Here is a 20,122-nt window from a genome sequence, read left to right as displayed (position 1 = left end):
CAGATCATCTAAAATTATCAAGAAAAATGGCAGGGGAAATAAAATTACATCAGCTGTTTACCATTGTCTTGCTGGTACTCGGCTCTATGGTATACGCACAAGGTACTGCAACAGACTACAAACGGGCAAGCGCATTCGCGGAAACGACCCGGAATAAAGTGTTTTATGCACCCACAGCATTTTCTTGGCTGGAGGGCCAACAGCAATTCTGGTATGTAAACAACACGCCGGAAGGAAGGCGGTTCATGTTGGTGGATGCATCAAAAAAACAGAAGAAGGAAGCATTTGACCATGCAAAGCTAGCAGCGGCGCTTGCGCTGGCCAGTGGCGAAAAGGTCGATGCGGATAGTCTCCCTTTCAATGCGATCGATTATAAATCGGCCGATAAAATCGAATTCAGTGCCTTTGGAAAGGTATGGGCTGCAAGCCTTGATGATTATAAGGTCAATGATACGGGAAGAAAGCCCGAACCAAGGCGACGAGGGAGACAAGGTTATTGGGGCGACAGGGATGGCGATGAGGTAAAGGAGATTCCATCGCCGGATAGCAATTGGGTGGCTTATATCAAGAATTACAATGTCTATCTTCGTCCTAGGGATAAGCGTGACGCCGAAGAAATCCAGCTGAGTTACGACGGCGCATTGGGACATGCGTATTCTTCATCTATTTCCTGGTCGCCGGATTCCAAAAAGCTTGCGGTCAACAAGGTACGGCCCAACACCCAACGGAAAGTTTATTTCGTAGCCTCTTCGCCGAGTACGCAGTTGCAACCCATCCTCCAGGAACGGAACTACCTGAAGCCGGGCGATGCATTGCCGCAAAACCAACCGGTACTTTTCTTGTTGGAAAGCAAGCAATCCTTTGTGGTAAACCCTGAGCTGATTCCCAACCAATACAGCTTATCACGTCTTGAGTGGCGAGAAGATAGCCGGGCCTTTACGTTTGAATACAACCAGCGCGGGCACCAGCGCTACGAGGTATTTTCTGTTGATGCGACCAATGGCGCGGTGCGGACCTTGATTACGGAAACCAGCAAAACCTTTGTCGAATACAGTGGTAAAAAATACCGTAAGGATGTCCATGATGGTGCGGAAATTATCTGGGCATCGGAGCGCGATGGCTGGAACCATCTATACCGCTACGACGGGCAGACCGGCAAGATGAAAAACCAGATTACCAAGGGCGAGTGGGTGGTGCGAGACGTCGTGCATGTGGACGAAGACGAGCGGTATCTCATTTTTGCGGGAAGCGGTAAGGATGCAGGGCAGGATCCCTACTTCACCCAATACTACCGTGTCAATTTCGATGGTTCGGGCTTTACATCGTTAACGACGGAAGACGGCAACCACCGGGCTTCATTTTCTTCGGATTTCTCGACATTCGTAGACACCTATTCACGGGTCGATGCGCCGCCGGTGTCTGTGCTCCGCAGTGCAACAGACGGCGAGATATTACTGGAGTTGGAAAAGGCGGATAATACTGCCCTATTGGCAACCGGCTGGAAATACCCCGAAGTGTTCCACGCTAAGGGGCGCGATGGGACGACGGATATCTGGGGTGTCATTATTCGACCTTCGAATTTCGATCCCAGCAAATCGTATCCCATTATCGAAAACATTTATGCCGGGCCACAGGGATCGTTCGTGCCCAAGAATTTCGGTACGCAACAGGGGATGGCTGCATTGGCCGAACTGGGCTTCATCGTCGTACAGATTGATGGTATGGGTACATCTAAGCGTTCCAAGGCATTCCACGATGTGTGTTGGAAAGACCTGAAAGATGCCGGTTTTCCCGATCGTATCTTGTGGATGAAAGCTGCTGCCGAAAAATATTCCTATATGGATTTGGACCGTTTAGGTATCTATGGAACTTCTGCTGGTGGGCAAAATTCAGCAGGTGCGGTACTGTTCCATCCGGAGTTTTATAAAGTTGCGGTGTCGTCGTGCGGCTGCCATGACAACCGGATGGACAAGATGTGGTGGAATGAACAATGGATGGGTTATCCCATTGGCCCGCAATATGCGGAATGCTCCAATGTGGTCAATGCCCATAAGTTGGAAGGCAAATTGATGCTCATCGTGGGTGAGGTGGATGACAATGTAGACCCTGCATCTACCATGCAGGTGGTGGACGCGCTGATCAAAGCAAATAAAGAACACGAATTGGTGGTCATTCCCGGTGCAGGCCACACGTCAGGCGGGGAATACGGCGAGAAGAAGCGCCGGGACTTCTTTGTGAAGCATTTGCTGGGTGTGGAGCCCCCGGTGTGGGAAGGACAGAAGCCGGTGTTTTAAAAATCCGGAGTGAGGAAGAATACCGTATCTATAAAAAACAACACGCCATTATTGTTCAACACGTTCTCATCATGCAGATCTTCAGCAATAATACCTAATGATTTGTTGATATAATCGCTGTTTCTGGTATTGGTAAAGCCGTTCGACGCCATAAGTTCTTTGACAACAACCTTGATTTTTATAAGTATTACCGTAGCAACAACTCTTTCCTTGACGAGAAAATGTTTTTACGGGGCAACCACGATATAAAGCTATGGTTAGATACCTATTATTTCCAGTCTGACCAAACCTTTTCCACCTCTCACGATTACAAGGTTGCCAAGATAATGGCGAACGATTTGATACAGGTCTATATCGAAGACCAGCCATATAAGAATACGGAACAGGGAGATATATTAACAGACCTGCCAAAGTTGAATTGGACGGGCAGTAAGGCTTCACTGATAGAACTGATTTATGCGTTGCACTATCAGGCTGTTTTCGATAATGGGAACGGCGACATACGGTCAATGGCCAAGTATTTTGAAACTGCGTTAAATGTTGATTTGGGTAATTTCTATCAGACGTATTTGGAACTTAGAAACAGAAAGGTGAACCGTACTAAATTCCTTGATGCACTCCGGGAGGGGCTTATACGGAAAATGGATGAACAAGATGAGAAGTAGAAATGGTGTCACTTCACACCATTTCCCTTTCCCACTTTTCCTCAAATAGTTTTTTCAATTGTTCTAACTCATTTTTGTACATGGTATTTTTCCTTGTACCGAAGTAGAGCGTGTTTTCCCACGGTTGGTTTCCTTGCCAGACCAATTTGATTTTTCCTACATCCAACGCCTCATGGCAAAGGAAATCCGGCACAATGGAAAAGCCCTCGTTATCACTAAGGCAACGGATAATGGAACTGATATTGGGTACAATATAGTTAGGGCTGAAATCGGGATGTTCGTTAAAATTCTTTGACCAAAAGTTTTTCAGGTGTTCCATATCACCTGCCGTGCTGTACCAAAGCTGTTGTTTGAGAAAATCCCTTGCACCTGAAATATCACCATTTTCCAACAATGGCATCAGTTCGGAAATATCCGTATTGCTTCCAGCAATCAGCACTATCCTTTCTTTGGAAAACGGTTCGTAAACGAGATTTTGTTGGTTGCCTTTTTGTGGCGTGACAATCATATCCAGCAACCCGTTGTCTAAGTCCATCTGCATCTGCGGATAAAGACCGAATTTGATAATCAGATTAAACGGCAGGCTTGCCACGTGTTCCTCCAATGTGTACTGGAATGTTTCAAAGCACATCCCCACACTGATGGTCGCCCTTTCCGGTTGCGAACGGCGGTGGAAATGCTGTTCGGCACTTTCCAGTTTTTGGAGCGGTTCGAGGATGAAGTTGTAAAGTATCTTGCCTTTTTCGGTAGGAACCATCTTACGGGGCGAACGGTCAAACAATTTATACCCTGCATAGGCTTCCAAGGAATTGAGGTGGAGGCTAACACCCGGTTGCGAAATAAACAATTCCTGCGCCGCAGCAGACAGTGTTCCCGTTTCATATATGGCTCTAAATGTTCTAAGCCATTCCAAATTCCATTGCATATCTATCACTTTTATGATACAAATATACAATTTAAGTTATTTTAATAATAAAAAAATGCTCCCGAAATTTGTTCCATAATAATTTAAGACGGATAACATTTTTAACAATTATCAATATGGACAGACGAGATTTCATTACAAAGACCTCTTTAGGGGCATCCGCATTGGCAATCCCCGGTTGGGTCGGAGCAACAGTAAAGACAAAAGAAGAACAGGCATCGGGTTCAGCCAATGGCTTTTGGCCGAACGGTGCAAGGTTAGCTATTTCCATTGCCCTGCAATTTGAAGCAGGCGGACAGCCCATTTCGGGAGCAGGCGGGTTGATACCCGAACCGATTAAGAAAGGCTACCCCGACCTTGCGACCAATTCCTATTTCGATTACGGCGTACAGGAGGGCATTCCGAGGCTATTGGATTTGTTTGACAAATACGGTGTCAAGGCTACTTCATTCATGGTCGGCAAGGCAGTTGACAACAATCCCGAATTAGCACGTGAAATAGTGAGGCGTGGACATGAGCCTGCGGCTCATGGCAAGGAATGGGCTTGGCAATACCATCTATCGAAAGACGAGGAAAGGGAATGGATACGGAGTGTGAAGCAGTCCATTGAAAAAGCAACAGGCGTTACACCATTGGGATATGACTGTTACTGGATGCGTGGAAGTGTACATACATTGAGCCTGCTCCAAGAATTGGGCTTTATCTATCATAACAACGATTTGAGCAGGGATGAGCCGTATGTACAGGAGTTGAACGGAAAGCCTTTTGTGACCATGCCGTACACCATACACATGAACGACATCGGTTCGTATGACTTCCCCGGATTTTCACCTGCGGACTATGAGCAACAACTGAAAGACGAGTTTGACCAGCTGTATGGAGAAGCGAAAATACGCAGGCGCATGATGCTAATCAGTTTCCATGACCGTATTTCCGGTCATGCCTCACGCGTACGTGTGATAGCGCGTTTCCTCAACTATGTGGCACAACACGATGGTATATGGTATGCGACCAAAGGCGAAATTGCAAAACATGCTTTGGCTACTCCCGATATTACACCGCTTGTAAAGCGTGAAGTTGCAGAAAAAAGCGGTCTTGCAGGTAATACGAATTTATAACCCAAAAAATCAGTAAAATGAAAAATATCATCATCACATTGTTTGTCCTGTTATTTACCTATATTGCTATTCCGGTAAACGGACAAAATTTGGAGAAAACAGGTAAAGAAAAAGCCGTCCATATCGTATTGTTCAAATTTAAGGATGGAACGACAGCCGAACAGATACAAAGCCTGAAAAATGAAATCCTGAAACAGAAAGGCACTATTCCCGGACTACTGGAAATTTCTTTTGGCGAAGACTTCACAGGCAGGGCAAAAGGCTATACCCATGCGGAAGTAGCGGTTTTTAAAAACAGAAAATCTTTGGAAGACTTCAATACATCTGAATACCACCAACAGTTGATTGTGACACATATCAGACCCGTATTGGAGGATATTCTCGTATTGGATTACCAACAAAAGAAATAATACATTATGGGTTCAAGACGAGATTTTATTAAACAGAGCAGTTTGGCGGGGTTGGCAGGAGCAATAAGTCCTTTGGAAACTCTGGCAGGTGTCCGGCAGGTAAGCCCCGCTCAAACTGAAAGGACAAAATGGTCGGACGGTTCACGGCTGGTGGTTTCCATTTCCATGCAGTTTGAGGCAGGCGGTCAACCGGACAATGCGGAAAGCCCTTTTTCCCAAAATATGGAAAGGGGTTACAAAGACCTGCCTGCCGATACGTGGTATCAATACGGTTATAAAGAAGGCATTCCACGAATGTTGGACAATTGGGATAAATTGGGTATCAAAGTTACTTCCCACATGGTGGGGTCTGCTGTACTCGCCAATCCCGAATTGGCAAAAGAAATCGTGGAGAGAGGACACGAAGCATCTGCCCACGGTATGGGTTGGAGCGCACAGTATCACCTGCCCTACGATGAGGAAAAGAAATTTATCAAAGACGGGGCGGATGCCGTGAAGAATGCCACGGGTTTTATTCCTGTCGGGTACAATGCCAACTGGCTTCGCAGGGGTGAAAATACGTTGAAGATTTTGCAGGAACTCGGCTTTAAGTACCACATTGACGATTTGAGCCGTGACGAGCCATTTATCATAGAGGTCAACCAAAAGGATTTTGTGGTTGTGCCTTATACGCTACGGTGCAATGATATACTATTGATAGAGGGCAAAAACTTTTCCGTTGACCAGTTCTTCAATCAGGTCAAAGCTGAATTTGACCAACTGTATGCCGAAAGCGAATTTAAGCGAAGACAGCTTTCCATTAGCTTCCATGACCGTATCGGTGGAACACCGCAAATGGTAAAAGCAACTTCCGATTTGATGAAGTATATTCAAAGCCACAAGGGTGTTTCATTTAAACGCAAGGATGTGATTGCGGAATTGGCATTGCAGGACAAAACTATTATCAGGGAATTTTAAGACATGGAACAAATGAGAATATTTTTAACAGGAGCAACGGGCTATATCGGCAGTTCGGTTGCAACATATTTAACAAAGCAGGGTCATCAGGTTTATGGTCTGGTAAGGGATAAAAGCAAAACAGACGAAGTAAAGGCATTGGGCATCATTCCGGTAATTGGAACATTGGAAGACAGGGAGTTGCTTACCGAGTGCGCACAAAAAACAGATGCGGTAATCAATACAGCCAATTCAGACCATCGTTTTTCGGTTGACACGTTTATCAGTGCTTTAGCCGGAACGGGAAAAACGTTCATACACACATCGGGGTCAAGCGTAGTGGCTGATGATGTAATGGGCGATACCGAAAATTTACAGGTATTCGATGAGGAAACGTTGTTTACACCAATGGATGTACGTAAGGAACGGGTAAGCATTAACAATGATATACGGATAGCAGGCATCACTAAAGGAATACGAACCATCGTCATCGCTCCGTCCATGATATACGGCGACTGTTTAGGTCTGAATGAGGAAAGCGACCAATTACCCGTTGTCTTCCGAAAATCAAAAGAAATGAATGCGGGTGTTTACGTGGGCAAAGGTGTAAACAGGTGGTCAAATGTGCATATTGAAGATTTGGCACATCTCTATGCCCTTGCTTTGGAAAAAGCCCCGACTGCTTCCTATTTCTATGTCGAAAACGGAGAGGCTTCTTATAAGGAAATTGCGGTTTATGTCAGTAAAGCGTTGGGGTTTGACGGAAAAATTATTTCGTGGGATGCCGATGAAGCATTGGCGGAATTAGGCGATTGGGCTAAATACGCTTTGGGTTCAAACAGCCGTGTAAGAGCCGTTCACGCAAGAAAGCTATTGGGATGGAAACCCGATGCTATTTCTATAAAGGATTGGATAACATTACAGACAAAATAAGTAAAAAACGACAAGTATTATGGAATACAGAAAATTAGGAAATTCAGGATTGCAAGTTCCTGTTTTAAGTTTAGGTACAGGCACATTTGGCGGTACGAACGAGTTCTTTCAACGTTGGGGGCAGACGGATGTAAAAGAAGCTTCACGATTGGTTGACATCTGTTTGGACAGCGGCATCAATTTCTTCGACACGGCTAATGTGTATTCGCAGGGTGCTTCTGAAGAAGTGCTTGGAGAGGCTCTAAAAGGAAGAAGACATGAAACTATCGTCGCCACTAAAGCAACATATACCATGAGCGATAAGGTGAACGATAGGGGTTCGTCACGTTTTCATATCACAAATGCCGTAAATGACAGCCTTAAACGTTTGGGTACGGATTATATTGATGTGTACTTTATGCACGGTTTTGACAGCCATACACCTCTCGAAGAAACGTTGAGAACACTGGACAATTTGGTGTCGAGTGGAAAGGTTAGGTATATTGGTTGTTCCAATTTTACTGCATGGCAACTGATGAAATCGTTATCCGTTTCGGAAAAGCACAACTTGGAGAAATATGTTATTTATCAGGGCTACTATTCGTTAATCGGACGTGATTACGAACAGGAATTGATGCCGTTGATAAAAGACCAGGATATGGGCTTAATGGTATGGAGCCCACTCGGTTGGGGCAGGCTGACAGGAAAAATAAGAAGAAACCAACCACTTGCCGATGGACGAATACAATCAGGCGGAGCAGTAGGCTCACCACCCGTGGATGACGAATATCTATATACGGTCGTGGATGCTTTGGAACGGATAGCCAACGAAACAGGCAAGACCATTTCGCAGGTTGCGCTCAACTGGTTGGTACAACAAGATACTGTTTCCAATATTGTCATTGGTGCAAGGAACGAACAGCAACTGATAGAAAATTTAGATGCTGTCGGTTGGTCTCTCTCGATGGAACATCTTAATGAATTGAATGCAATCACAGCCCCAACCTCCATTTATCCACATTGGGTTGGAGAACGATAAACCGTAATATCTATTCGGAAAAGCCTAAATGTTATTCTGTTCTTTTAAATGAATAGTGTTTAGGCTTTCCTGTTTGCAACCAACACCAAAACGTCTAAGAGCCCGTTTAAAATTTATCTAATAATTCCATCAGCATTTTCATTTTTAATGGTTGATGGGAGCTCGCCGCATTTTGGCGGCTCGGTATTTTATGCCTCTTTTTGGCTGCACCTTCGTTAAATTTCTCGCGATAGCTTCCGGCTATCCCTGCGAAACCGAACGAAGTGAGCTCACCGAAGGTAATTCCTTTCCTCTTGGGGCTACGGATTAACTCTCTGTTAAATTCCGAACTGCATCCGCCAATATACGGTTAGTTTCAACGTGTTGGCCGTACTACCTTTGTATATTAAGGGTAGGCAAGATTGCTATTACTATGAACATATTGACTAAAATGATAATCGTAGCGGCTGCGGTGGTGGCCGCAGCTTGTTCAAACACGAATGAAAACCTGAAAGAAGTCACAAGCTTCCCACTGACGGCAGTGAAGTTACTTGACGGCCCCTTTAAGGATGCCACCGAACTGAATGAGAGAATCCTATTGGCCTATGAGCCCGACCGTTTTCTGGCGCGGTTTCGGAAGAATGCGGGATTGGAACCCAAGGCGGAACATTACGGGGGCTGGGAGGCTCAATCACTGGCTGGACATAGCTTGGGGCATTACCTATCAGCTTGTGCATTGATGTACTTAAGTACGGGAAACGAGGAGTTTAGGATCCGTGCCAACTACATCGTGGATGAACTCGCCTTATGCCAAGAAGCAGACGGCGACGGCTACCTCGGTGCGTTTGACAATGGCAAGGAGGTTTTTGAGAACGAAATAGCCAAGGGGGATATCCGCTCACAGGGTTTTGACCTTAATGGCATCTGGGCACCGTTCTATACGCATCATAAAGTACTGGCAGGTCTCCATGATGCATATACGTTGTTGGACAACGAAAAGGCGCTTACCGTAGCCACCCGCTTTGCCGATTGGATAGGTACGGTCATCGAACCCTTGACGGACGAGCAGATGCAGCAGGTATTGCATTGTGAGCATGGCGGGATGAATGAGTCATTGGTGGATTTATATAACCATACGCAAGATAAAAAATACCTCGATATGGCTGGCGCCTTCTATCACAAGGCTGTGTTGGATAACTTGGTCCAGGGCCGGGATTCACTGGCCGGGCTACATGCCAATACGCAGATACCCAAAGTAATTGGGTTGGTGAAGCGTTATCAGGCCACTGGAAACGAAGAAGACTACCAGGCTGCAAAATTCTTTTGGGATCGGGTAGTTCACCATCACTCTTATGTAACGGGAGGAAATGCCAACCACGAGTATTTCGGGCAACCGGATAAGCTCAGTAAGCGGCTGAGCGATGAAACCACGGAGACCTGCAATGTATACAACATGCTGAAGCTCTCGGATAGGATTTTCCAATGGGAGCCAAGCGCCGAAGTTGCGGATTACTACGAACGGGCGTTATTCAACCAGATTCTAGCGTCGCAGCATCCGTTGACTGGTCACGTCATTTACAACCTTTCCCTGGAGATGGGCGGCCATAAGCATTACCAGAATCCGTTTGGTTTTACCTGCTGTGTAGGTACAGGGATGGAAAATCACGCCAAATATGCCGGGCATATCTATTACCATAATGATGACGAACTCTACATCACCCAGTATATGGCGTCCGAACTTTCATGGGAGGATAAGGGACTAACGTTACGTCAGGAAACAGCTTATCCCCAACAGCAGGGAACAGCGTTTACCTTTAATTTGGAAGAATCGCAGCGCTTCGACGTAAAAATCCGTTATCCCTATTGGGCAGAGCAAGGTATAACAATACGGGTGAATGGTGAGGAGTACCAACATGGGGAAACACCGGGAAGTTTCGTCACGTTATCGCGTACATGGAAGGACGGTGATCATGTAGAAGTGGAATTGCCCTTCACGTTACGTACCGAGGAAATGCCCGATGACCATACGCGGCTTGCGGTGTTATATGGACCGGTGGTGATGGCCGGAGAGTTGGGCGAAGTAGACGACCCCAAGGCAAAAGATTCGGATTTCGTACCGGTATTTTTTACGGAAGATCGTAATCCCAAAGCTTGGATAGAGACTGCTGACGGCCCGAACACCTTTAGTACCCAAGGTGTGGGCAAACCGCGGGACGTGGAGATGAAGCCTTTTTATGTGACACATGACAAGCGGTATTCAGTATATTGGGATGTGTTCAACCAACAAGAGTGGAAGGAATTACAGGCTACCTATGAAGCCGAGAAGACAGCATATGCACGGATCGAATCCATCACCTATGATTTTTTCCAACTGGGTGAGATGCAGCCGGAGCGTGATCACCATTACGAAGGGGGGGATGCGCATGTTGTGCAGATGCAGGATCGAAAAGCCCGGCAGGCCGAGCGTGGCGGATGGTTTGGCTTTGACATGAAAGTCCTCCCAGCGCAACCCATGGCACTGGTGTTTGAATATTGGGGTGGATATACAGGAAGCAAGACGTTCGATATCCAAGTAGATGGGCAGACCATAGCCACGCAGAATATCAGTGGTATCAAGGACGGATCGTTCCTTTCCATCCAATACGATATCCCGGAAGACCTGACGAAAGACAAGCAACACATTAACGTGAAAATCGCACCCCATACCGGTAGTCGCGGAGGGCCACTCTTTGCAGCGAGGACGGTGAAGCGGTAGCTTTTTGGTAATTGATTCAATGGGTAATAGCTACTTTAAATATAAAACGCGATACTTCATAATCCATTATTAGCATTCAGCGATTCCGAATTCAATCATTAACCATTTGCCCATCTGGTCTTGCCAAAGGCTTAATTATTACGTCAATTTTTGGTTATCACTGGCGAAAATATGTTTAGGATGGTGAAACAAAACGACGCAATTTAGCAACTTAAACTAACGACCAATTAAAATCTAGCATAAGCGGAGGTTTTTATCGCGAGAATGCTGTTGATCAAGCACTATAATACAATAATTGTCGAATAGACATTATATGAATATTAACCGATCATTTATGTACTAACTAAATTAAGCAATATGGAGAGAAAATTCACTATTTTATTATGTGTCATCCTAATACCGTTTGCGCTTATGGCGCAGATCAAGACCGGTGAGGTGAAGGATGACCGAGGTGAGCCCTTATCGTCCGCGACGGTACAGGTTAAAGGAACAAACCGGGTAACCCAGACCGACGATAGAGGCGTATTTAATATTCAAGCGTCAACTGGAGAGGTAATTGAAGTTTCATTGGTTGGGTTTGAGCGAATATCGATTAAGATAACCGACCAACCTTCGTACGTGATTGTGTTGCAAGAAAGCCTCAGTGGTCTCGATGAAGTGGTGGTGATTGGCTACCAAGACATCCAGCGGCGGAAAACAACAGGTGCCATTGCCTCGGTAAAAGGCAAGGAGTTTGAAAACACACCCTATGCCACTTTTGATGCGATGTTACAAGGCCGTGTAGCGGGAATGACCGTGTTGAGTACTTCGGGTGAGCCAGGAACAAACAACTTGGTCAACATCCGCGGAAGCAGCAACGTTAGATTAGCCGATAATGCCATCACTGCTCCCCTATATGTGATCGATAACATTATCTATGACGTGAATGACTTCAGGTCGGCTTATGGGGCTAACCCCTTGCAATCCATCAACCCCAACGATATCGAATCCGTGGATATTCTGAAAGATGCGTCGGCATCAGCAATCTATGGGGCACGTGCAGCCAATGGGGTGATTATCGTAAAGACCAAACGGCCAATGGGTGCTAAGCCGGAAGTCCGTGTTTCGGCTTATATGGGTGTGGCCAATAGGCCTGCCATGAAACCCATCCAAGTAGGGGCGGAAGAACGGCGCCTCAAAATGGCATTGCTGTATGGAGGAGGCCAATACAATTGGTTTAATAATGACCAAATCAGCATGATGCTGACGGATAGCTTGAATACAGCTTTCAATAACAATACCGATTGGCAGGGCATGTTTCTGCGTGCAGCCCGCGTGAATAACATCAACGCGAGTGTTGGAGCATCCACGGAAACCTTCATCTATAGGCTCTCCGTCCAACGGTATTATGAAGAAGGCGTAATGATTGGTTATGAAAATGACAATGTCACACCACGTATTTTCCTGCAAGCCAATCCGACCAAGAATGTCCAGATTGAAACCAACTTGTTTGCAGGGCTGACGAAGGCTAAACATGGTTCAGGCGAAGGTGTTTTTGGGAGTAAATTCCCCTTTACGACATGGGGATTCCCATCTTCTTTCTGGCAAATAACCGATGCGGAACGGGCTGTTCACACCGGTCGGTACGACGATTTGATGGACGATGACAAGACGACGAGCATCAATGGGAATACCGCGGTGACCATCAAGCAGCTGTTTGTGCCGGAGTTGTCGTTCCGCACGCAGTTCTCCTACAACATTAATAACAATACCCGCGATCTTTTCCAGCCCGGACTGATTACAGGGAATGGTCGTAACCGTGCCCAAAGTTGGGTATACCAAAACCAACGCTGGGAATTGGAGAGTTTCTTCAATTATTATAAAACCTTGAAAGAAAACCATAACCTGTCAGGCGTATTGGGATACGGTATGGAAAAGAACAATAGAAATGATCGATACCAGCAAGGATGGAGCGATAACAGCACCATCATCAAGACTATATCTGGGATTCCATCTGGGCCGGATTTATATGGTTGGACAAGCTTGGAAGAACGGGCAAGGGTGTCGTTGTTTGGCCGCCTGGGTTATGACTATAAAGGACGTTATTTGCTGCAGGCAAGTTATCGGCAGGATGCATCCTCACGTTACAGCCGCGATAATCGATGGGGTATATTCCCAGCTATCTCCGCTGGATGGGTTTTGTCCGAAGAGCCGTTTTTCGAACCGTTGACTGATGTAGTTTCCTTTCTTAAAGTCAGGTCGAGCTACGGCCTCACCGGGCTTGACCCGGGCAGTTATTATGCCCAATATACCAACTTGGGCTTCAACGCCGGTTATGTAGGCTCCCGATTGGACAATGGGGACAATGTGTCTGGTTCCACATACAATGGCACCTTAGTAACCTATCCGAATTACAACAACCCGGCATCAGCGGCTAATATCAAATGGGAACGTACACCGCAGTTCAATATCGGCCTGGATGCCAATTTTATCCGGGACAGATTGACGATCACCGCAGATTATTACATGCGGGAGTCTAGAAGCATGGTATTCGAAGCGCCGGCCCCAATCATTACAGGCTTTTCGAACATTATCAGCAATTTTGTGGATATCCGCAATAGCGGGGTGGAGTTAACCATCAATTCCGTGAACATGAACCCCCAGTCGGCTTTCCAATGGTATACCAATTTCAACATCGCGTACAATAAAAATAAGGTGGTCAAGTTGCCCAATGACGGCCGGGAGTTCCGTGTAGGGCCGCCTTGGATGGAGCGTACCCTCAATGTGGGGCAACCGATGTTCCCCTTCCAGGTCTGGCAGGTGAACGGTGTTTTTGCTGCCGATGCCGATGTGCCCATTGACCCCCTTACTGGCGACCGGTTACGAAGCGGACTGACGGGGCAATTTTATAAGGCGGGTGATCCAGACCCCGTGGATGTGAATGGGGATTACATCATTGACTACTTGGATAAGGTGTCGATGGGCGATCCCAATCCCAGGATTACCGGCGGGTTGACCAATAATTTTGCCTACAAAGGGTTTACCCTGCAGGTATTGATTACGTTCATTGAGGGAAGGAACCTCTGGAACGGGTACCTGTCGGACCGGCTTCAAGATGCCGGATCTTCCAATTTATTTGGGACCTGGGGAAGCAATTCTGCTATTGCAGGAGACTTCAGCGTTTCCGATTTTTGGTTACAGCCGGGCGACCAGACTCGTTACCCAAACTTATTTTCCAATACGGTGGATAATTGGCATATCGCGCAAAGCTATTTTGTAGAGAATGCCAGCTTCGTGAGGCTGAAAAACGTCCAATTGGGTTATAACCTGCCACAGCAATGGGTCGACAATCTGAAATGCCGATCTATTCGATTTTTCGGCATGCTGGATAACCTCTATATCCGCTCTTGGTCTGATACACCAGACCCCGAAGCGGTCCAGCCAAATGGCTATTCCACAGGGAACGGATACCCCATACCAAAGAAATTCACGTTTGGAGTCGATTTATCATTTTAATACCACAGACCATGATAAGAAAAATATTAGCACTATATAGCTGTATAGCTACCTTATACTTATGTAGCTCGTGCAGTGATTTTTTGGATTTGGAGCCTCAAAGCTATCCGATTGATGATAGTTTTTGGAAGACGGAAGCCGATGCCAATTCGGCCGTGACAGCCACCTATGCCCTGTTGCGGCAAGCCTTGAATTATTCCGATGGCATGACGCATTATGCTTATGGCGATTTGCCTTCGGATGAATTCAGTACAGTAACCGCTTGGCCTTATAGCTTTGTCGCCAATATGACTTGGTCACTTGCAGTCCCTGCATCGGAAACGTGGAATCCTATGCTTCGCCTGCGACGATATGATCTATTCTATCGGGTCATTGACCAGGCCAATAGGGTGTTGCACTATGTAGCGGAGATGCCAGCCGATGCTTTTTCGAGCGAAGAAGTACGGGGTCGATACCTTGGCGAGGCATACTACATGCGGGCGTTCACCTATTTTTATATGGCGAGGGTATGGGGAGGGGTTCCCTTGGTGACCCGTTCCGTGAATGTGGTGGATGCCGAAGATTTTCCTGCTGCAACCACCAGTCAAATCCTGGCCCAATGTCTTTCGGATATTGAAGCGGCTAGTGGCCTGCTGAGCTGGGGCTATGCTTCAGCCCGTGACCGGGCTATTCGTGCCAATTTAGGGGCATTGTATGCGTTGGCAGCGCATGTGTATGCCTGGCAAGGGGATTATGCCTCCTGTGCTACGGCCGCCAACATGGTAGCGCAGCAAGGAAACTACACGTATGTATCAAGAGACAGCGCCAGCTATCACGGCATCTACAAGGGACAGTCGACAGAAGGGATATTCGAGGTTTCCCAAAACGCGGCCAACGAAGGTACGATCCAGGGCATTGGTAATTTCACGCTGATGGCGCCGTATCTGCGGGGAAGGACGGGATTGCCGGGATTGGTGATTTCCCATACCCGGATGGGTGAGCTGTATGGAGATGATGACCTGCGTCTGCGGAGCGTTTTCAACCGAACGTTGAGTACGGAGGCGGTCATTTGCACGAAATATGCCAACGTGACCTATACCAATGAGACGGGATCTGCCATAGCCATCTTCAAAAACAACATCATCATTTTCCGCTATGCGGATATCCGGCTACTGGAAGCCGAAGCACTGGCGGCTACCGGTAATGAATCCGCAGCCGTGATCATACTCAATGAAGTGCGCGAAAAGGCAGGGCTGGACGTTTGGGACAACAGCGGCGACCTGTTTGAAGCCATTATCGAGGAGCGCGGAAGAGAATTGTTCCTGGAGGGACATCGTTTTTTCGACTTGGTTCGTTTGGCACGGTACAACGGAACCATGAAGTTCGGAGCTAAGATGACTTCCAGTCAGTTCGAAGCTGGAAAGCATTATTGGCCGTTTGACCCCAGCTTGCTCAGCCTAAACAAACAACTACGGCAGACCCCTTACTGGAGTACTGTGAATATGTAATTGACCATTTGAACGAATGATATGAGAAAGCTATTTTTTATTTTATTAATTTCCCTATCAGGAATGCTATGCTTGTATTCCTGCAAGAAGGAAAGCTACCTGACGGATGAGGGCGTGCACGAGGCCAGGGTAAACCTAACCACTTACGATTATCTGGCGCAGCACCCTGCAGGGCTGTTCGATACCCTCATCATTGTGATTGACCATTTTGGACTGAAAGATGAGATTAACAATGCATCGACTTTCTTTGCTCCAACCAACTATTCCATCAAGCGGTTTTACAACCGGAAATGGGCGGAATTATTGATTAGGGATGAAAATGCCACCTATTCATTGGCACAAATGCTGGAAGCGGTTAACGTCGATTCACTGCGGACTTATATTTACAACGACGGGAACCATGGCCCCACGACCGCCAATACGCAGTATACCCCGATAGCCAATGCCTCTGGAATTCCGGGTTTTAGCTATCATAGGCAACTTCAGCCACCAGGCCAATGGTCCTTCCAACCCATCTATTACCTATATTATGTACAGATCCGGGGCGAACAAGACCAGGTAAATAGCGATGGGGTGGTCACAACGCCTGAGGGTGACGAGACCGATTTGCGGATTAGGTGTCAGACTTCAGGTATCATTACCTCCACCGGAACGGTGATCAATGTGTTGGCCAATAGCCATAATTTTATAGCCGATTTTTATCCGCCGCTTAGTGTCCAGAACTCGACATGGAACTACGACGTAGCCTTTCCTTTTGATGCCGCCAACTATTCGGGTGCATCGGTAAGCATTGACCAAAATGAGTTGGCCACGGCCTTTGGGCTCGAAGCCAGTGAAATACCCGACCTTTTGGGTAATACCATTAAGTTCTACGCCGTGGAAAGTAACGGAGAACTCAATGCCACCACAACAGCAAACGGTTACGGACATTGGTTTGATGCCAATGGAAATGTGATCAATTGGGGTGCCGATGCCCGGTTATTTTGCGAGTATGATGAAGCCAACTTCACCTTCAATATCGGGCAATTTCCCGGGCAGACTGCAGCGGGGAATGAATATACCATCAAACAGGCCATGGCGTATGAGGCGGGTTTTGAGATGATCCGGGTGACGTTTGTGTTTAACATAACGATAGAATGAATAAAAAGCAAAGCATATGCAGAAGATAAATAAGTTGTTTCCGCTCATAAGCCTAATAGGTTTAGTGGCGGCTGTCGGAAGTTGTTCCAAAGTCGAATCCGGCTATATCAGTGACTATATCACCTATAATTTGCGGACGTTGGAAGCTACGCAAGGTCAGGTGCTCTATACTGGATCCCTTATTTTGGATGGGAGTACTTCTCCGGTTCAGGTCAAGCTCCTCAGTATACGCGATAAAAAAACAGGGCGTGAAGCCACCGAATTTTTGCAGGAGTATGACGTGCCTGTTTATTTGGCAGAGATTACGAATGACGATAACACCTTGGAAAAGGTAATGGAGAAGATTGACGTAGGTAAATCGCCCGCCATCATGATCAATGAAATAGGTGGCAGGGTAGGCTTGACGAGGGCCACCACCAATATCGATACCGGCTTGTATACGATTGATGTTGAAGTAACGAATAGCAGGGGCGCCCGAGTAATCAATGAGGCCTTGGATATCCGCTTACGGTCGGCAGCTACGCATTCGATTTCGTATCAAGCAATGACCACTTCAACCTTCGGGATTGAGGATAACTTTGTGGGTGCTGACCAATCCCTTGAAATTGTGGTCGAGCGGGAAGCGACCACGGAGAACAAGATTATTTTCAAATGGGTAGATAAAAACGGCCGACCGTTCAATCCCCAAGCAGGTGAGATCATCAAAAGAGGCGATAGACCCACGTTTTCGAATTGGTCGCCTTACTTTTCTGAGGAAGTGACCGATACGTCCATCGAATATCAATATCCGTTTACAGGGCTGAATTATCCGCTGCTTAAGCAGATCAATGTTGCGAACGCTACTTGGAATGATGGCATCACCTACTACCGCGTGGTAGGTAATGCAACGGATATAGGCAGAAACCTGAATCCGGTAAGTACCATTACCTATTTTTTGAGTGGTACTTATACCGTTACCTACCGGTTGAAAAATGTGGTCAGGAAACCCTTATAAAAGAATATATGCTGCTATAATGTGAAAACAAATATATCCACCATGGAAACAATACGCTACAACAAGTCATATGCTGCCGGCATATTAAATTTATTTTTATTTACAGTCATAACTGCCATGGCTTCTTTACTGTTCTTTATGTCCTGTAAGGAAACGAATATGGGCCCCAAGACCCCTCTGGAAGAAACATTGGAAGACACCCTGGCCATCTACATCCCACAGGAATTCCAAAACATGGACTTTGACGACAGCACCAGTATATGGAGCTATCACCGGAGCCGACAATCCGACCATTTCATCGTGTTTTGGGGCGCGGGTTATGGCAACCATGATCCCAATACGGAAGGTGTGCCTTCGGCCTATCGCGTGGATATCGATGATTTACTCGAAAAGGCCGAAGGGTTCTATGCCCTGAATGTGGACACGCTCAAGTTTGCCGAAAGGGGTGTGGGACAGTCAAAGCTCGACCAGTATAAAATGATGATTTTCTTGCATTACACCACGGAATGGATGGCGTTCGGTGCGGGATATGACGATGTTATCGGGGCCCTGTGGATCAGTCCGAATACCGCCCAGCCAGTAGGCGCTACCATTGCCCACGAGATCGGGCACAGTTTCCAGTATCAGGTACGTTGCGACTTGGGTAGTGCCCATGGCTTCCGTTACGGATTCGGCGGCAACGGGGGTAATGGGTTTTGGGAACAGACCGCCCAGTGGCAGGCTTACCAAAGCTATCCCCAGGAAAATTTTGCGTCCCACCATTTCTCGGTCTATACCCAAAACTGCCATCGGCATCAAATCCACGAGTGGTACCGCTATGCCAATTATTTCATCCACCATTACTGGGCGGATAAGCATGGCATCGATATCGTGGGAAGGATTTGGCGGGAAGCCCAGCAACCCGAAGACCCGATGCAGGCTTACATGCGCATCACGGGTATTTCCAATGCACAATTGAATGACGAAATCTATGATGCCGCCAGCAAATTGGCGACGTGGGATTTGGACGCCATCCGGAGCATTGGACAAAACTACATTGGTGTGCATACCTATAAATTCGATGCGCTTACGGACGGGAGCTTGCGGGTGACGTACGACCGTTGCCCTGGAACCACGGGGTATAATGTCATCCCACTGGAAGTACCCGCAGCAGGAACGGAAGTCTCCATTGCCTTTACCGGATTGGTCAATGAAGCAGGTTTTAACCCGATAAGCAATCCCAGTAGGGCGGGGTGGCGCCATGGTTATATCGCATTGCTGGAAAATGGCACCCGCGTGTATGGCAATATGATGAGTGGCACCAATAATAACGTACCATTCACCGTGCCGCAAAATTGCAGCAAGCTGTGGTTTATCGTCACCGGTGCCCCCACCACCTATGCACCGCACCCTTGGGACGATGATGAAACCAACGATGAGCAATGGCCATACAAAATCAAGGTGACTAATACGAACGTGGTGGGCTACCTTTCCTTTGATGAGGACGATGAGCCGCAGGATGTCACGTTTACGTATGACGTTAGTTTCCCGTTTGATGCGGCGAATTATACCGGTGCGTCAGTGAGTGTCAGCCAGAGCCAATTAGCAACGGCCTTTGTGCTCCAGCCCAGCCAAATAGCGGAGCTGTTGGGCAGCAGTATCCAGTTTTATGCCGTGGAAAGCAATGGGGCCCTCAATGCCACCGCCACCGCCAATGGTTATGGCCATTGGTTTGATGCCAATGGCGACGTCGTCAATTGGGGAAGCGAGGCAAGGGTTTTCTCGGAATACAATGAATCTAATTTTATGTTCTCCATCGGGCAATACCCCGGTCAAACAACAGCCGGAACAACTTACATAATCAAGCAGGCATTGGTCTATGAATACGAATCGGGTAGCACGGTTCAGGCTACGTTTGTATTCAATGTTAACATAGAATAGAGAAAGCATATTACAAAAAGCATCTTTCGACTAAATACATCCAACTGACCGTA

The 20,122-nt window shown here is 46.9% G+C and carries 15 protein-coding genes; 13 read left to right on the top strand and 2 right to left on the bottom strand.

Features of this window, described 5'->3' with window-relative positions; genetic code table 11:
• Positions 1–26 precede the first annotated feature (26 nt).
• Entirely contained in the window at positions 27–2,294 is a 2,268-nt protein-coding gene (locus tag NF543_RS01920) for a S9 family peptidase (protein WP_257666395.1), read from the top strand.
• On the opposite strand, the gene NF543_RS01915 is transcribed toward NF543_RS01920, so the two are convergent.
• The gene (locus NF543_RS01915; RefSeq protein WP_257666394.1) at positions 2,291–2,446 is read right to left on the bottom strand and encodes a putative polyvalent protein kinase domain-containing protein; all 156 of its coding nucleotides are present in this window, start codon (positions 2,444–2,446) and stop codon (positions 2,291–2,293) included. The two genes, NF543_RS01920 and NF543_RS01915, sit on opposite strands and share 4 nt — an antisense overlap.
• Here NF543_RS01915 and NF543_RS01910 point away from each other — a divergent pair.
• Positions 2,405–2,959, top strand: a complete 555-nt coding sequence (locus tag NF543_RS01910) for an RteC domain-containing protein (RefSeq protein ID WP_444511708.1) — start codon at positions 2,405–2,407, stop codon at positions 2,957–2,959. The two genes, NF543_RS01915 and NF543_RS01910, sit on opposite strands and share 42 nt — an antisense overlap.
• Before the next feature lie 13 nt (positions 2,960–2,972).
• Here the strand turns inward: NF543_RS01910 and NF543_RS01905 are convergent, their stop codons facing one another.
• Positions 2,973–3,884: a LysR family transcriptional regulator gene (locus tag NF543_RS01905; protein ID WP_257666393.1), complete on the bottom strand. Its 912-nt coding sequence runs from the start codon at positions 3,882–3,884 to the stop codon at positions 2,973–2,975.
• 116 nt (positions 3,885–4,000) lie between these two features.
• Here NF543_RS01905 and NF543_RS01900 point away from each other — a divergent pair, with 116 nt between their 5' ends.
• The 11 genes from NF543_RS01900 to NF543_RS01850 all read left to right on the top strand — a co-directional run bounded on the left by NF543_RS01900 (position 4,001) and on the right by NF543_RS01850 (position 20,069).
• Entirely contained in the window at positions 4,001–5,002 is a 1,002-nt protein-coding gene (locus NF543_RS01900; RefSeq protein ID WP_257666392.1) for a polysaccharide deacetylase family protein, read from the top strand.
• A gap of 17 nt (positions 5,003–5,019) precedes the next feature.
• Complete coding sequence (locus NF543_RS01895) at positions 5,020–5,412, top strand: Dabb family protein (RefSeq protein WP_257666391.1); 393 nt, start codon at positions 5,020–5,022, stop codon at positions 5,410–5,412.
• Positions 5,413–5,418: 6 nt separating this feature from the next.
• Positions 5,419–6,369: a polysaccharide deacetylase family protein gene (locus NF543_RS01890; protein ID WP_257666390.1), complete on the top strand. Its 951-nt coding sequence runs from the start codon at positions 5,419–5,421 to the stop codon at positions 6,367–6,369.
• Positions 6,370–6,381: 12 nt separating this feature from the next.
• Positions 6,382–7,281, top strand: a complete 900-nt coding sequence (locus NF543_RS01885) for an NAD-dependent epimerase/dehydratase family protein (protein WP_257666389.1) — start codon at positions 6,382–6,384, stop codon at positions 7,279–7,281.
• Positions 7,282–7,300: 19 nt separating this feature from the next.
• Positions 7,301–8,299 (top strand): aldo/keto reductase, encoded by a 999-nt coding sequence (locus NF543_RS01880; protein WP_257666388.1) that lies wholly within the window; start codon positions 7,301–7,303, stop codon positions 8,297–8,299.
• A gap of 412 nt (positions 8,300–8,711) precedes the next feature.
• Positions 8,712–11,033 (top strand): glycoside hydrolase family 127 protein, encoded by a 2,322-nt coding sequence (locus NF543_RS01875; RefSeq protein WP_257666387.1) that lies wholly within the window; start codon positions 8,712–8,714, stop codon positions 11,031–11,033.
• A 357-nt stretch (positions 11,034–11,390) separates the two neighbouring features.
• The gene (locus NF543_RS01870; protein WP_257666386.1) at positions 11,391–14,528 is read left to right on the top strand and encodes a SusC/RagA family TonB-linked outer membrane protein; all 3,138 of its coding nucleotides are present in this window, start codon (positions 11,391–11,393) and stop codon (positions 14,526–14,528) included.
• Between the two features lie 11 nt (positions 14,529–14,539).
• Entirely contained in the window at positions 14,540–16,015 is a 1,476-nt protein-coding gene (locus NF543_RS01865) for a RagB/SusD family nutrient uptake outer membrane protein (RefSeq protein ID WP_257666385.1), read from the top strand.
• Between the two features lie 21 nt (positions 16,016–16,036).
• A complete protein-coding gene (locus tag NF543_RS01860; protein ID WP_257666384.1) occupies positions 16,037–17,155 on the top strand; it encodes a DUF4859 domain-containing protein in 1,119 nt (372 codons plus the stop codon).
• Between the two features lie 16 nt (positions 17,156–17,171).
• Positions 17,172–18,149: a DUF5007 domain-containing protein gene (locus NF543_RS01855; RefSeq protein WP_257666383.1), complete on the top strand. Its 978-nt coding sequence runs from the start codon at positions 17,172–17,174 to the stop codon at positions 18,147–18,149.
• A gap of 42 nt (positions 18,150–18,191) precedes the next feature.
• A complete protein-coding gene (locus tag NF543_RS01850) occupies positions 18,192–20,069 on the top strand; it encodes a DUF4859 domain-containing protein (protein WP_257666382.1) in 1,878 nt (625 codons plus the stop codon).
• Positions 20,070–20,122: the final 53 nt, after the last annotated feature.

It is taken from the genome of Parapedobacter tibetensis (assembly GCF_024704835.1).
GTDB classification, from domain to species: domain Bacteria; phylum Bacteroidota; class Bacteroidia; order Sphingobacteriales; family Sphingobacteriaceae; genus Parapedobacter; species Parapedobacter tibetensis.
The sequence above is the reverse complement of the archived record's forward strand: the minus strand, read 5'-3'. Positions and strand labels throughout refer to the sequence as shown.

Excerpts from the sequence above, each read along its gene's own strand:
- NF543_RS01920 (WP_257666395.1), top strand. The coding sequence starts at position 27 with ATGGCAGGGGAAATAAAATTACATCAGCTGTTTACCATTGTCTTGCTG.
- NF543_RS01895 (WP_257666391.1), top strand. The coding sequence starts at position 5,020 with ATGAAAAATATCATCATCACATTGTTTGTCCTGTTATTTACCTATATT.
- NF543_RS01860 (WP_257666384.1), top strand. The coding sequence starts at position 16,037 with ATGAGAAAGCTATTTTTTATTTTATTAATTTCCCTATCAGGAATGCTA.
- NF543_RS01865 (WP_257666385.1), top strand. The coding sequence starts at position 14,540 with ATGATAAGAAAAATATTAGCACTATATAGCTGTATAGCTACCTTATAC.
- NF543_RS01875 (WP_257666387.1), top strand. The coding sequence starts at position 8,712 with ATGAACATATTGACTAAAATGATAATCGTAGCGGCTGCGGTGGTGGCC.
- NF543_RS01905 (WP_257666393.1), bottom strand. The coding sequence starts at position 3,884 with ATGCAATGGAATTTGGAATGGCTTAGAACATTTAGAGCCATATATGAA.
- NF543_RS01885 (WP_257666389.1), top strand. The coding sequence starts at position 6,382 with ATGAGAATATTTTTAACAGGAGCAACGGGCTATATCGGCAGTTCGGTT.
- NF543_RS01855 (WP_257666383.1), top strand. The coding sequence starts at position 17,172 with ATGCAGAAGATAAATAAGTTGTTTCCGCTCATAAGCCTAATAGGTTTA.
- NF543_RS01870 (WP_257666386.1), top strand. The coding sequence starts at position 11,391 with ATGGAGAGAAAATTCACTATTTTATTATGTGTCATCCTAATACCGTTT.
- NF543_RS01900 (WP_257666392.1), top strand. The coding sequence starts at position 4,001 with ATGGACAGACGAGATTTCATTACAAAGACCTCTTTAGGGGCATCCGCA.
- NF543_RS01915 (WP_257666394.1), bottom strand. The coding sequence starts at position 2,446 with ATGGCGTCGAACGGCTTTACCAATACCAGAAACAGCGATTATATCAAC.
- NF543_RS01890 (WP_257666390.1), top strand. The coding sequence starts at position 5,419 with ATGGGTTCAAGACGAGATTTTATTAAACAGAGCAGTTTGGCGGGGTTG.
- NF543_RS01880 (WP_257666388.1), top strand. The coding sequence starts at position 7,301 with ATGGAATACAGAAAATTAGGAAATTCAGGATTGCAAGTTCCTGTTTTA.
- NF543_RS01850 (WP_257666382.1), top strand. The coding sequence starts at position 18,192 with ATGGAAACAATACGCTACAACAAGTCATATGCTGCCGGCATATTAAAT.